This is a genomic window from Microcystis sp. M061S2, from assembly GCF_020245605.1.
Classification (GTDB): Bacteria; Cyanobacteriota; Cyanobacteriia; order Cyanobacteriales; family Microcystaceae; genus Microcystis.
Genome location: NZ_JADBUP010000091.1, coordinates 1 through 14,212, shown reverse-complemented (window position 1 = coordinate 14,212; position 14,212 = coordinate 1). Strand labels below are relative to the sequence as shown.

Below are 14,212 nucleotides of genomic sequence, written 5' to 3'. Positions count from 1 at the left end.
TGGCGATGATTTCCGAGAAGGAATCGGGTTAACTAAGGAGGATAACATCAAGGTTCCAGCTTATTGCCATAAGTTTAGCGAGGGGTAATAGTTACTAAAACCTGATAGGAGTTTGGCGGACTCGTAAACACGAATAAAACTTGGTTATTATCAAGATTTCTGGGTGAATCGCTGCTATCAGAGGTATATACATCTACTTGATCTGGAGGGGTCGAAGAGCGATTAGTCAGTGTCGGATTGACGGCGACTACAATAGCGTCTCCAGAAATTCCCTGAATAGTTGTTCCCTGATCAGTTGAAGGTATAGCTACTCCTGGCGGAATATTATTCAGGCGACCGGCAGCAACAGTACAGGATGCACAATTTCCTTGAATAACTTTAGCTGTAACATTTGCCGGCATGGTAACAATGGGTAGAGTTGGGTTGGTACTCCCTGAGGGGGATTCGAGGACAAATATTTCATTGGTAGCTCTGGTGGCAACTCTGGTGCTGACAGAGTAGTCAACTTTATCCCTATTTCCATTAGTCACAGTAGTCATCTCTACCTGAGCTTTGGCATTCAAAATCACTTGATTACCACCCGCGCGAACACAGGTATAAAAATCGTCCACATTGCCAAGGGCGGGGATTCGGGTAAAACTCGTGGGACAATTGGGGTTATTAGCAGCCGCTGCTAACATATCGGTGACAGGGGAATGTTGCCAAGTAGCAACATCTGCGGGGGTGATGTAGTTGCCATTAGCGTCCAAGTTTGGACCATAACGCCACAAGACTCGCGGACCGGTTAAGCTATTTTCAGGGCCTTTGGTATAGTAAACGATCTGGTTGGGGAGCAGCAGACCTGGACTGCTGGGGTCGGGAATTCGGAAAGCTAGAACTGCTCGCGCTCCTGTGGGTACTTGAGTACTCGTGATCGCAGCTTGAGTCTCAGCGATAATTCTTGCTCGTCTCACTTCATCTGAAACAAACTCTAGAGTACGATTAAGATTATTTTGGATTTCACTATCGGCATTAGCTCGATAGTTACTTCTGAGCAAGTTAATCACACCAATTCCCGCCACCGAGATGACAATCAGCATCATGGAACTTGCCAGTAAAACTTCTGTAATCGTGAAACCTGCTTGTCGAACTGGTTGGTGAGCTTGTCGAACCAACCGAGCGGATTTTTTCCGTAAACTGCCTAGGTGATTGATGCACCCTAAATAAAAACGCATAGCTTTAACCCGTGCCAATTTCTCTGTTCTGTACTCCCCTAAATATTTGGCATTTATTGCAGTCACAGAGATTTTATTAAACCACCAGTCAGTCAAGTCAAAAGGTGTTTTTCGGAAACCACTGAAAATTTGCTACTACCTACTGCCTTGACAATTCCCCTAGAAAACTCGCGATCGAGACTGTCTTGACCTAACTAACTTCACCACTGAATACAGAATAGACCAAGAAAATCTTCTAGATAGTGATTTAGGCGTTGCCAGAGAGTTGATTTTGTTCACAGCTATTATGGGAGTAAGTGGTTTTACAGCTAATTTCGTACATTTGTATTAGTATAATTGTTGACCCTCAAGGAGATAAGAAGGCCCAAGGACTGGTTACAATCAAGGATGAGTAATTTTTCGATCGATGTCATCTAAATAATCATGCGTCTCTTACACACCATGCTCCGGGTCAATAACTTGCAGGAATCTCTACAATTTTACTGCGATGTGCTAGGAATGAAGTTATTGCGCCAGAAAGACTATCCCAATGGTCAATTTACCCTCGCTTTCGTCGGTTATGGCGATGAAGCTAATCATGCTGTCATCGAACTGACCTATAATTGGGGAGTTGATCGCTATGAAGTCGGTAATGCTTACGGTCATATTGCCCTAGGCGTGGATGATATCTATAGCACCTGTGAGAAAATTAAAGTTCTTGGTGGTAATGTTACCAGGGAGCCGGGCCCGATGAAACACGGTTCTACGGTGATTGCTTTCGTGGAAGATCCTAATGGCTACAAGATCGAGTTAATTCAACTAGGAACCCAGGGGGCTGCCGTGGTTACGGCTTAATCAAAAACCTATGACTGTTGAAATTGAACGGAAGTTTCTGGTTAAAGGGGATCACTGGCGATCGCTGGCTGCGGGCAAGTTGTATCGTCAGGGATATATTCCTACCCAAGATGGATTGACAACTGTGCGAGTTCGTGTAGTTGGAGATCGGGGTTATTTAACCATTAAAGGCAAGACTGAGGGCATTAGTCGTCAGGAATTCGAGTATGTAATTCCCCTAGAAGATGCGGCACTCATGTTAGAAAACCTCTGTAAAAAACCTTTAGTCGAAAAGATTCGTCATCGCATTTCTCTGGATAATTTAACTTGGGAAGTTGATGAATTTTTGGGGGATAATCAAGGTTTGATTATGGCTGAAATTGAGTTAGAACAAGAGGAGCAAGTCATTACTATGCCCGATTGGATCGGCGAAGAAGTCACGGGAGATGAGCGATACTACAATATCAATTTACAGAAATTTCCCTATAAAATGTGGTGATTGTAGTATTAATTTCTTTCGAGTTTAACTCTGGGTGGATACGGCTTTTTCTGCTTCGTTTAGCTTATTCGTTACCCGTCGGAGAACGCCATTAATAAAGCGATAACCTTCATCATCAGAATAACGTTTTGCTAATTCGATCGCCTCATTAATTGCTACTTTTTGAGGTATATCGAGATAGAGCATTTCTGCCACGGCAATTTGCAGGATATCTCGATCGATTCTTGGTAAACGATGTAGTTGCCAATCCACTAAAGCGCTGGTTAATTCCTGTTCGATTTCCGCACGACGACGATAGACTGTACCGATTAATTCTAGGGCATATTCCCGCACTTCGTACTGACTGGATAACTGGACAATTTCGGGAAAATCTATCACGGTTCCTAAACGATTAATGGCATTGTGGGTAAGAGAAATTGCCTCTTTTACCATAGTTTGGGCGCTTTTTAGATTTGTTGCCTTAGTATCACTAGCGAGAATCCGTTCATTACCACGACTAATTTCAGCAGCGGCAGTTTCTAAGGTTTCTTGAATTTCGACGGTTAAGGTTCTAACTGCGACTAAAATTAAATCGTTTAAAGTTTGCTGTTCCAGGTTTTCAGGATTACCTTTAATCTGACTTAAACTCAAAAGGGCAAGTTCTCGAGCAATGCGGCGGGGTTGTTGACGGGGAGGCATAGAAGTTTAGAAGTAGAGGAAGGAAAATTATACAACTTTATTGATCGCTATCCAGTTGGGTTAATTTTTCTCGGCGATCAATTCTTGACTAACCTCTATTCTAGCATAAAAGCTGCCAAGATTTAACTTTTCAAGTTTTAATTAGACAAAAGACAATATCTATCTTGAATCTCCCCTAATTTAGTCTCAGCTTCTTCAGCATTAATAGCTAATTGAGCAAACTCTAGAAAGCGTTTTAATTCCTTGCGTAATAAATTCCTTTCTACTTCCCAGGTTTCTCGATCTAAGGTGGGTGGCATAACAATCATATCAAATAAAGTGGCCTGTTTTTTATCGGGATGGGGGCGCAATATTCGCCCGCGACGCTGAATAAATTGTCGAGGATTACCACTACTAGCCAGAATCACCGCGTTTTGAATTGATGGCAGATCTACTCCCTCATCTAAACATCTAATTGCCACTAATCCTTGTAGATAACCCTCCTCAAATTGTTGGCGAATTTTTTCTCGTTCTTCTAGAGAAGTTTCTGCGGTGTAGGTAGCAACTCGATAACCTAATTGATTGCCCAATAAATGAGTAACAGCCTCTACCTGACGACGATAATTAGCCGTATAATTTTCTACATAACCATCCCCACAATAAAATAAAGTATGATCCGTATCTAAACGCTCTTGCATCAGTTGTTGTAAAGCCTGTAATTTATTACTCGCTGAACCAATTAATCGCGATCTTTGCATTAATAGTGCTGTTAAATTTTCATTGCCGTTTAAATTACTATTTTTCTGCAAAGTCCAGCCGATTCTTTGGGTTAATTTTGCGTATAATAAAGCCTCACCGTCGGTTAACTCAACCAAGACTGGATAATAAAAATAATTGACTAAAGCTCCTTTGTTAATAGCATCAGCTAGGGTAAATTCTGGTTGTAGAATTTGTCCAAAATAATCAAGAATAGCGTCAGTTCCTTCCTCATCAAAATATCTTTCAGGAGTGGCGGATAAAGCCAATCTTAGACCTAAAGAACGGGGTAATAATTCCTCTAATCGGGGGGAACCTAAATTATGTGCTTCATCACCAACGATTAAAGTTTTATCGGGAAAAAATTTTATTTGTGATTGAAACCCCTCGCTAATAAAAGTTGAGTTAGTAGTTAAAATAGTGACAAATTTTTGATTACCCGCTTGCACATTATATAATTCTGTGGCTAGTTGACTTTGCCATGTATGGACACTTTCGTAGGCTAAAATCGGTTTAAGATTAAATTTTTCCGCTTCTCGTTGCCATTGATTGACTAGGTGACGATAGGGGCAAATTACTAATAATACTTGCAGTTCTATCGCTTGGTAAAGTTCCATAGCAATAGCTAAAGCAGTAATAGTTTTACCACTGCCGGTGGCCATTTTTAAAGTTCCTCGTCCCCGATTACGAAACCAACTGATAATCGCCGTATTTTGGTAGTCTCTCAATTCCAAATCGGGAGGAATCCTAGGAATACCAGAGGGATTAACTCGATAGAATCCTCGCAATTCAGCCACTTGCTTGAGCTTGCGAGAACTCAGAAAATCTCTAGTTATTTTTTCCCAATCTATCCAGCAACTATTCATAATAGATAAGTAAAAATTGTTATCGGCTAAAAACTGGTATCTAATTAAATTTGGGTAATTAATCAATCTCCCTTGCTGATTATAGCCTTGAGATTTAAGCTCAAAAATAGCAGAAAGCTAAAAATATAAAGACTAAAGGTTGCTACCTATACAATTGGGATGGACTAAAAAGACCATCCCACAGCTGTCAAACCACTTTTAACTGTTATCCTAGAAACCTAGGCAAGGATTAGGATAATTTACATGGTCGCTACTTCTTCTTTTTGGAGAGTATTTTGCTGAAGTTTTTCTTGATCTTTGCGACGTTTTTTAGCATAAAGTTGTATTGTCACTGCCATTAATACCACTAAAGCTACAATTAACCAAGTGGTCAAATCGAGGGGTAATTGATTCTTAAATACTGCCAAAAGGACAATAACTACCAATAACAGGGTTGGTGCTTCATTTAAGGCCCGAAATTGCTGTCCCGTCCAATTACATTCTCCTTTTTCTAGCTTTTTCATGATGCGACCACAGTAGAAATGATAGAGCAGTAAAAGAGCCACAAAGGATAATTTAATATGTAACCATCCCGATTTTAAAATTTCCGGTTCTGTGGAGATTAAACCGATCGCCATGGCCACGGTGACAATCATCCCCGGTGTGGTAATGATATTGTAGAGTCGCTTCTCCATGATCTCGTATTGTGCTTTCAGAATAGCTTGTGCGGGTTCGGTTTGTGTTGCTGCCTCCGCATGATAGACAAACAAACGTACTAAATAAAATAGTCCCGCAAACCAAACAACTACCCCAATCAGGTGAAATGCTTTAAACCAATAGTAAGCCATAGTCTATATTGTGATGTGAGTCCCGAATTAATTAGTCTAAGAGTTATCCATACTTTCCCAGACTATCCCTATACAAAAGTTTAGACGGAAAATAGGGGTTGCGGGGAGTGGGAATTATGAATTATGAATTATGAATTATGAAGTGGGGTAGTGGGGGAGTGGGGAGTGGACCACCCTAGCTCCTGAATACTGTCTCCTAACCCAATGTTGGACAAAGATAAGCAAAAACTATTGATTGAATCCCAAAACTTGAGAATATTTAAATTAATATTCCGCAATATTTACAAATTCTTAAGAATTAATTGAGAAAGATTTTTATTTAACAACGATGTTATGCTAGTTACAGCGATTTTACTGAATTTCATAATGGGTTGTTTTGTGCTTTTTTGGGCAGCAACGGTTGAAACCCTTACCACACCTAGAAGGTGATCCTAATCAAGACAGGTAAATGAGTCAATTTCACCCATAACGATGATCTTTTTTTTGTGTAGTTTTATTGCAAAAAAAAAGTTTTTTTGACAAAAAGCACAAAGTATGAATTATGAATTATGAATTATGAATTATGAAGTGGGAAGAATAAATAAAAATAATCTCCTGACGACCGACTCCTTACTCGGAGAATACTGACGACCGATAGCTAATTATCTAAGAGCAAAGGTCGCATAAAACCGCCATAATTCTCATCATCTGTACCGATAAAGACTTCTACTTTACCTCTAGGAGATTCTCTGGTAGTCACCGCTTCCACTTTGGAGCCGTCGATTTCTGCAATTTTTTGGGGATTAGGGGCAATAATTAGGCTATTATCGGCTGTAACTTGACCAATACGGTAAACAGCACTTCTAAACACTCCCGCACTATCTGGATCGTCAGCGGAAGCTATGTAGATATTACCTTGCTTATCTACGGCTAAATCGGAGATGAGGCGAATATTTTTACCGCTACCAAAAGGACTCCGAAAAGTTACCGACTGAAATTCCCCGAATTTTAAGGGATTGAAGGAGATATCCGTCCAGCGAATTTTTGTACTCTCTTGACTATCGGCCCGTTCTGCGTAGATAAATAGATAACGATCGCCTTGCCGACTAACAGCGATCGCCTCTACATTTTCCACCGCGATCGGCCAATTTATTTGCTCAACTATCTTGACTTGTTGCTGGTTGTATGCTGCTAAAAACAGTCTTTGAAAAGGTTTTTTCTCGCCACTTTCAGCCAACAAAAATAAATTAGTTTCTGGGATAGAAGTAATACTTTCGAGATCGTTACTCAATCCCTCTGGATTTGGCCAATCTACCCTTAAAACCTGCCATAATAGGGGTTTTTCCTGCGTAGGTAGCTGTAAAAGACTCAGTCTTGGTTGAGATGGATCACTGTTTTTGCCCTTATTTTTGGCATCGTGAACCCCTAGAAAAATATCCGCTTCTACCCAAGCTAAACCACTGAGATCTGGGAGATAAGTCTCCAGTCGTCTCGATTCTTGAGCAAAAGAGACTTGAGCGGCCGAAAAAAAGAAAACTAGGACTAAAATCCCCGAAAAAACAGTTTTTAATCGGCTATTCTTGCTAAAAAAAGCTCTATTCTCTAACACCTATTCCCTAACCCCCAATCAGCTAAGACGTATTTAAACCGCTTATTCTTAGATTAGCCGAATCTCCCCCAATCCCTTTACTGTTGCCTCTTGCCTGTTGCCTCTTGCCTCATCTCAACAGGCAATTTAAATTACGAAGAGCTTATCACTGATTAACTCCTCCACCACCCGATTTAAACCGACGGAATGGGAAGCCTTGCATAAAATGCGATCGCCTGAATCGATCACTTCCTTTAAACGATTAATTAAATCTGCGTGAGTTTGAAAACATTCGCAATTGACTCCAGTAGCGGACTCAGCAATAAACTTAGCTTCGGGGTCGTCCACCAAGACAAACAAGCGATCTATGCCTAGTTTTTGCACCCTCTCACCCACTTGACGATGTAATTGCTCCGAAAAAGACCCTAACTCCTTCATCGTGCCTAAAACAGCAATATGACGCTGGCCAGGGGTAGCTTTTAGTAAATCTAAGGCCGCTAACATTGATTCTAGACCAGCGTTATAGGTTTCATCGAGGAGTAGGATATCGGTTGCTAATTGGTAACGTTTAGCCCGACCACTGGGTAAATTAACCTTAATTCCCTGTTGCAAAGAAGTCCAATCGATGCCTAAAATTTTCGCTACGGCCAAGGCCGCCATAAAATTTAAAGCATGATGACGACCGGATAAAGGTAAGTTAAAATCTAGTCCATTGACTCGTAAAGTAGTTAAATCCAGTAATTCTCCGACTATATCGCCGCCAGAGAAGCCATAGGTAATTGTTTCCCCCTGCCATACCTGTTTAGCTGTTTCGGTAAGTAAAGGGTGATCGTAGTTAAGAACAGCGATACTACCAGAAGGAGACTCGGCCAATAACTCGCATTTCGCCTCTGCGATCGCTGCTTCCGACCCTAAACGACCGATGTGAGCGGTTCCCACATTAGTAATCACTGCGATCGTCGGTTGGGCGATTTGAGCCAGCAGGGCAATTTCTCCCCGTCCCCGCATTCCCATCTCGATTACGGCACTATCGTGAGTTTCATCCAGTTCGAGGAGAGTTTTCGGCACTCCGATCTCATTGTTATAATTAGCCAGGGTTTTGTGTACCTTTCCCCGGGTTGCTAATACGGAGGCGATTAATTCTTTAGTGGTGGTTTTTCCCACCGATCCTGTAATAGCAATCACGGGTATAGTAAATTGATTCCGCCACCAATGGCCTAATTGCTGATAGGTTTCTAGGGTATTCTGGACTGGGAATACAGGAATATTACTAGAGGAATTTACCGAAACTGGCTGATCAACAATCAAGGTCGCCGCTCCTCTTTCGATAGCCATATCGATAAAATCATGACCATTAAAATTATCACCTTTTAAGGCTAAAAATGCTTGACCTGACTCAATACTACGGCTATCGGTATTAATGCCAGATACTAAACTATCGGGACTAAAACTTATGTCAACCTTATCTTGCAAGGATAATAATTGAGCTAGTTGATTGAGGGATAAATGACAGGGCATAGACAATAAAAATACTTAGAGTAAATTCTGGATAATCTAGAAGATAGATTGAGGGTTAACGGGGACTTAGATCAGATAAAATCGATTTTTCTTGGCCCTCTCAATCGCACGAGGTGCAATGTAGGGACGCAAGGTGGTCAGTGAGTTTATCGAACTGCTTGCGCCCATAATCTAATATTGTGAATATTTTTCAGCCAATGTCCGAGAGAGCCAACTCAATGCAGTAGAATGACCCAAAATAGGGACAGCCTAAGAAGGGAGCATCTACTATCTAATCACAATTGACTCCTTTACAGCAGTTATCTGATCACCTCCGTAGGACTAGGGTAAGGGTTATTGCTCAACAGGTGGGGAGCGAGGATTAAAAAGTTAAGTAATCTCAACTTCTAGGCAATGACACCCCGGAGCTAGGGGATAATTAAACCATCGTCATTTAGGCTGCGTTTATCCGTGAAAATTATCGTTATCGGCAGTGGTGGTCGAGAACACGCCTTGGCTTGGAAACTGCTGCAATCACCCGAAGTTGAACAACTGTTCTGTATTCCGGGTAATGGGGGAACGGCAATTTTACCTCAATGTGAAAATATCCCCCTAGCAATGGAGGATTTTGCCGAAATTAGCCGCTTTGCCCGAGAAAATTGCGTCGATCTGGTGGTTGTCGGGCCAGAATATCCCCTCTCCCTCGGTATTACCGATCATCTTCTGTCCCAAGAAATTGCCGTTTTTGGTCCCACACAAACCGGGGCCTTAATTGAATCGAGCAAATCCTGGGCCAAAGAATTAATGAGCGAAGCCGGAGTGATCACCGCCGCCTCGGAAACCTTTACCGATGCAGAATTAGCAAAAACTTATATCCGAGAGCAAGGAGCGCCCATCGTGGTGAAAGCCGACGGATTAGCCGCAGGAAAAGGGGTAATTGTCGCCGAAACCGTAGATACAGCCCTAGAAGCGATCGATGATCTGTTTACCAGTGGCTTTACTAAAGTCGTGGTGGAAGAATTCCTAGAAGGGGAAGAAGTGTCTATCCTCACCCTCACCGATGGGATCAGTTTTCGTTCCCTGCTACCCGCCCAAGATCACAAGCGCATCGGTGAAGGTGATACCGGCAAAAATACCGGCGGTATGGGAGTTTATGCCCCCGCACCCATAGCCACCGCCGCCATTATCGAAGCGGTGGACCGAGACATCCTCGCCCCCATTGTCGCCACCCTACAAAAACGCGGCATTGACTATCGGGGAGTCCTCTACGCCGGTTTAATGATTTCCCCCGCCGGAGAGCCAAAAGTTCTCGAATTTAACTGTCGTTTTGGCGATCCCGAAACCCAAGCGGTTTTACCCCTACTGGAAACTCCCCTGGCACCGCTGCTGCTGGCTTGCGCTCAACAAAAATTAACTGATTTTCCCTCTTTACAATGGCGCTCCGGTAGTGCCGTTTGTGTAGTGGCTGCGTCTGCCGGTTATCCCGACCACTACGAAAAGGGCCAGTTAATCACTGGAATTAAGACCGCTGAAACCGCAGGGGCGCTCGTTTTCCACGCCGGCACGGTTTTAAAACACGGCGATATCTTCACCGATGGCGGCCGCGTCTTGGGTGTCACCGCTATGGGGTCTAATTTTAATCAGGCGATCGAACTTGCCTATCAATCGGTGAAAAGGATACACTTTGAGGGTATCTATTATCGTCGTGATATCGGCCACCGGGTACGCGAAAAATAAGGGTCAGTATTTAGGCCGGAGTAAAGGGTAATAGTTATGGGTTTTGAGGATTAATTTATTAGCCAATTTCCCTTTTTTTCCGCATCTCTCACCGCTAATCCTCACCTCTTTCTAGGGTAATCCCTGACAAAAGCGCATCCGATTTGTCAAAAAACCAGTAACTATTGATAAAATCATGAAACTGAATCGCCCAACCAAATTGCCCTCCCTATGCGAATTTTGCTCTATTCTTATAACTATTATCCCGAACCGATCGGCATCGCTCCCCTGATGACAGAATTGGCGGAAGGATTGGTTAAAAGAGGTCATCAAGTCAGGGTTTTGACGGCTTTTCCTTGGTATCCTAATAGTGAAATCGATCCCGAATACCGAGGAAAAATCTATCTAGAAGAAGAACGAAATGGTGTTAAAATTCAACGTTCCTACGTTTGGGCCCGCCCCCAAAGAAGTTTAAAAAATCGAATTTTCTTTGAGTTGAGCTTTGTTTTTTTGAGTTTCTTTCAGGCTCTTAAAGGTGAAAAACCAGATCTAATTTTCTTAACTGTCCCCGGATTACCCGTTTGCGTTCCCGCCGCTTTATTGAGTAAATTATATGGGGTGCCGATTATTCTAAATTTACAGGATATTTTGCCCGATGCGGCAGTTCATGTGGGATTATTAACTAATCAGAAAATGATTAAGGTTTTTAGTCGTCTCGAAAAATTTGCCTACAAAACTGCCAGCAAAATCTCAGTTATTGCCGATGGTTTTACCAAAAATCTCTTAACTAAAAATGTGCCGAGTGAGAAAATTATTGAAATTCCTAATTGGGTCGATGTCAGCTTTATTAAACCTCTGCCGAAAAACCATAATTATTTTCGCCAAGAAAATCATCTTGAGGGCAAGTTTGTTGTTTTATATTCTGGCAATATTGCCCTAACCCAACCCCTAGAAACCCTGATCGATGCTGCAGTTTACTTAGCTGACATCCCTGAGATTAAAGTGGTAATTGTTGGTAAAAAAGAAGCACTCGATCGCCTAGAAAAGTATCGCCAACAACAGGGGGCCAGTAATGTGCTTTTATTACCCTTTCAACCCCGGGAAAAATTACCGGAAATGTTGGCAGCCGCCGATGTGGGTATGGTGATGCAAAAACATAACGTTATTTCCTTTAATATGCCGTCCAAAATTCAGCTATTATTAGCTAGTGGTCGTGCTATTATTGCTTCTGTTCCCGCCGATGGAACTGCTGCTAGGGCGATCGAGCGCAGTGGTGGTGGTTTGGTGGTTACTCCTGAAGATCCAGAGGCATTAGCTACGGCTATTTTAAAGCTATATAAAAACCCAGATTTAGCAACTATACTAGGAGAAAAGGGACGACAATACGCGGAGGAAAATTATGCCTTTGAAAAGACTTTGGATCAATACGAAAATCTTTTTTCTCAAGTAGTTAGTTAATAATTAGGGTAAGTAGTTATAATTAAATTGAAGATAGATACCCCCTTAATCCCCCCTTGATAAGGGGGGTATCTGACAATTTTTAATACCTACCTATAGGGAATAGGGGAATTTCAACTAAAACCCTAACACCCTAAAACCCCAACACCTAACCCCTAACTCCCACTTAACTATTTTCATGTTCGATAATTTCTCAAAAAAACTCCCCTGGCAAAGTCTCAAACAAGCACTCGCTTTTGTCTTAACAATTATTGCCTTAACTCCAGTAGTTACAGCTTTAATTTCTAGTGTTAATCAGCCCCAAATCCAATCGAATATTCAACTATATCAAACCAATCTCAATCTACAAGCCACGACTCTAAGCAGCGATGCTGATCCTAATAGCGAAGAATTTGCTAATCTTAAATTAATTCAAACTTCCCTGATTGGTGAAGATCCTTATACCACTGCCAAGAAACAGTATTTATCAGCCCAGAAAAGTGCCAAAAAAACAATCACCGAACTAGAAAAATCAGCAGTTAATCCCGAACAAAAAAAATCTCTTGAGCGCGACATCAATTCCTTAAAAGATTTAGAGCTAAAATTAAGTCTCATTCAAGCTAGTCAAGGTGACTTGGATTCGGCACGGCAAATCTGGCAAGACATCAAGGAAAAATCAGCATTTGAGAACTATAAACCTGCTATTTTACAAAATGCGCTGCTGTTAGAGGGATTGTACAGTGAACCCCCCGAAATTGCTGCCGATGCTGAAGCGAGAATCGAGCGCAATTTTCAAGGATGGTTTCGTTATACCATTCTGGAAAAATTATATAGTCTCGAAAATCGTCAAGAGGATTTACTCGCTTTAGAGGAAGAACAGAGTGAAGTGGCGGCTAATGCCTTAATTAAACTAATTTTATTGGCTTTTTTGCCTCTTATCGGCGGTTTAATCGGTGTTGTGCTGTTGATCTTTTTATTAGTGCAGTGGCTGCTCCGCCAACAGCGATCGCTGCTCTTTTTAGATGATAGTCTCGCTTGGCAAACTAAGTGGGGAGGAGAAACCCTCTGGTGGGGAATAATTATCGGTTTCTTTTTCGTCGGACAAATTGTTTTACCGGTAATTTTCGGGATTTTATCGAGTTTCTTGAGTCTCAATCCCGAAAAATTCAATCTAGAAGCTAAAGCAATATACGTTGTAGTTAGTTATTTAGCCTTAACAGTGAGCAGTTTATCGGTTTTATACCTAGCGATTAAGCCTTTTCGCCCTTTACCTCCCGATTGGTTTCGTTTTAAACTCTTTAGTCCTTGGTTTCTCTGGGGATTAGCCGGCTATTTTGTCGCTTTACCCCTGGTTATTATCGTTTCTTTGCTCAATCAACTAATTTGGCAAGGACAAGGAGGCAGTAACCCGCTGCTGACTTTAGCCCTAGAATCCCAGAATACCTTCGCTTTAATCTGTTTTGGCTTTACTGCTTCCCTTGCCGCTCCTTTTTTCGAGGAAATTGTCTTTCGCGGCTTTTTACTAGCTTCTTTGACTCGTTATCTGCCTGTCTGGGGTGCTATTGCTCTTAGTAGTTTGATTTTCGCCCTTGCTCACCAAAATTTGTCAGAAGTGCTGCCTTTAACCGTCCTAGGTTGTGTTCTTGGCTTTGTTTACACCCGCTCGAAAAATTTATTATCCTCGATGTTGGTTCATAGTCTCTGGAATGGTGGCACCCTGTTAAGTTTATTTTTATTGGGCAGCGGTGCGGGTTAGGTGAGGTCAAAAGTCTCTGGTTTTCGGGGTAGTCTAGAGATGATGACAAATACCGCCGTACTTCATTTCTATGAGAAACACTGTAATTTATAATTAGGGTTTGCTGAATAATGGTAAAAACCTTTTAAAATAAGGCTTTTGACCTGTTAAAGTCCGATGTTCATGCTGCGAAAATAGGATTGGGACTTTCAAAAACCTTGCATTATCCTTCTTGTGGTACATCGCTTGGTACAAAAAACAAGGGCAACAAAGCCTGAAACGACCGGCTACTGACTCCTGACTCCTAACTCCTGACTCCTACCCCCAGGAAAAACTTTTTCAGCAGACCCTAATTAATTATCAACCTATCTCTGTTGGACAAACCATGACTATCGCTGAAAGCTTACCCCTAGTCGAGTCCCATGTAAACCCTGAGATAATCTTCCCAGAAGGCGAATTTTGGAGTGATGAACCCCCTTTGGAAAGTAACCTACATCTACAACAAATTATTTTATTAATTCAGTGTTTAGAATGGTGGTGGCGCGAGCGAGAAGATTATTTTGCCGCCGGCAATTTAACCATTTATTACAGTCCTAACCAGAAAAAGTCAGAATTCTGCCGTGGTCCT

General features: G+C 41.9%; 11 protein-coding genes and 1 pseudogene. 6 read left to right on the top strand and 6 right to left on the bottom strand.

Features of this window, described 5'->3' with window-relative positions:
- Positions 1 to 74: 74 nt before the first annotated feature.
- The gene (locus IM475_RS15915) at positions 75 to 1,214 is read right to left on the bottom strand and encodes a PulJ/GspJ family protein (RefSeq protein WP_287728244.1); all 1,140 of its coding nucleotides are present in this window, start codon (positions 1,212 to 1,214) and stop codon (positions 75 to 77) included.
- 423 nt (positions 1,215 to 1,637) lie between these two features.
- Between IM475_RS15915 and gloA the strand changes: the two genes are divergently transcribed.
- Positions 1,638 to 2,048: a lactoylglutathione lyase gene (gene gloA, locus IM475_RS15910; protein WP_287728214.1), complete on the top strand. Its 411-nt coding sequence runs from the start codon at positions 1,638 to 1,640 to the stop codon at positions 2,046 to 2,048.
- 10 nt (positions 2,049 to 2,058) lie between these two features.
- Positions 2,059 to 2,526 (top strand): CYTH domain-containing protein, encoded by a 468-nt coding sequence (locus IM475_RS15905; RefSeq protein WP_287728212.1) that lies wholly within the window; start codon positions 2,059 to 2,061, stop codon positions 2,524 to 2,526.
- A 24-nt stretch (positions 2,527 to 2,550) separates the two neighbouring features.
- Here IM475_RS15905 and nusB read toward each other — a convergent pair whose 3' ends face one another.
- The 5 genes from nusB to IM475_RS15880 form a co-directional block, all read right to left on the bottom strand.
- Positions 2,551 to 3,204, bottom strand: a complete 654-nt coding sequence (nusB, locus tag IM475_RS15900; protein WP_002768645.1) for a transcription antitermination factor NusB — start codon at positions 3,202 to 3,204, stop codon at positions 2,551 to 2,553.
- Between the two features lie 137 nt (positions 3,205 to 3,341).
- Positions 3,342 to 4,805 (bottom strand): DNA phosphorothioation system restriction enzyme, encoded by a 1,464-nt coding sequence (locus tag IM475_RS15895; protein ID WP_287728210.1) that lies wholly within the window; start codon positions 4,803 to 4,805, stop codon positions 3,342 to 3,344.
- Between the two features lie 239 nt (positions 4,806 to 5,044).
- Positions 5,045 to 5,632 carry a protoporphyrinogen oxidase HemJ gene (hemJ, locus tag IM475_RS15890; RefSeq protein WP_046660950.1) on the bottom strand — a complete coding sequence of 196 codons (588 nt, stop codon included), beginning with the start codon at positions 5,630 to 5,632 and terminating at the stop codon, positions 5,045 to 5,047.
- A gap of 637 nt (positions 5,633 to 6,269) precedes the next feature.
- Complete coding sequence (locus IM475_RS15885) at positions 6,270 to 7,220, bottom strand: hypothetical protein (RefSeq protein ID WP_287728208.1); 951 nt, start codon at positions 7,218 to 7,220, stop codon at positions 6,270 to 6,272.
- A gap of 126 nt (positions 7,221 to 7,346) precedes the next feature.
- The gene (locus tag IM475_RS15880; RefSeq protein ID WP_287728206.1) at positions 7,347 to 8,717 is read right to left on the bottom strand and encodes a UDP-N-acetylmuramoyl-tripeptide--D-alanyl-D-alanine ligase; all 1,371 of its coding nucleotides are present in this window, start codon (positions 8,715 to 8,717) and stop codon (positions 7,347 to 7,349) included.
- Positions 8,718 to 9,167: 450 nt separating this feature from the next.
- Between IM475_RS15880 and purD the strand changes: the two genes are divergently transcribed.
- The 4 genes and pseudogenes from purD to IM475_RS15860 all read left to right on the top strand — a co-directional run.
- Positions 9,168 to 10,433: a phosphoribosylamine--glycine ligase gene (purD, locus tag IM475_RS15875; RefSeq protein ID WP_287728205.1), complete on the top strand. Its 1,266-nt coding sequence runs from the start codon at positions 9,168 to 9,170 to the stop codon at positions 10,431 to 10,433.
- A gap of 210 nt (positions 10,434 to 10,643) precedes the next feature.
- Complete coding sequence (locus IM475_RS15870) at positions 10,644 to 11,870, top strand: glycosyltransferase family 4 protein (RefSeq protein WP_287728203.1); 1,227 nt, start codon at positions 10,644 to 10,646, stop codon at positions 11,868 to 11,870.
- 178 nt (positions 11,871 to 12,048) lie between these two features.
- Positions 12,049 to 13,605 carry a CPBP family intramembrane glutamic endopeptidase gene (locus tag IM475_RS15865; protein ID WP_287728202.1) on the top strand — a complete coding sequence of 519 codons (1,557 nt, stop codon included), beginning with the start codon at positions 12,049 to 12,051 and terminating at the stop codon, positions 13,603 to 13,605.
- Positions 13,606 to 13,969: 364 nt separating this feature from the next.
- Positions 13,970 to 14,212 (top strand): annotated as a pseudogene (locus IM475_RS15860) (Uma2 family endonuclease); the annotation flags it as partial.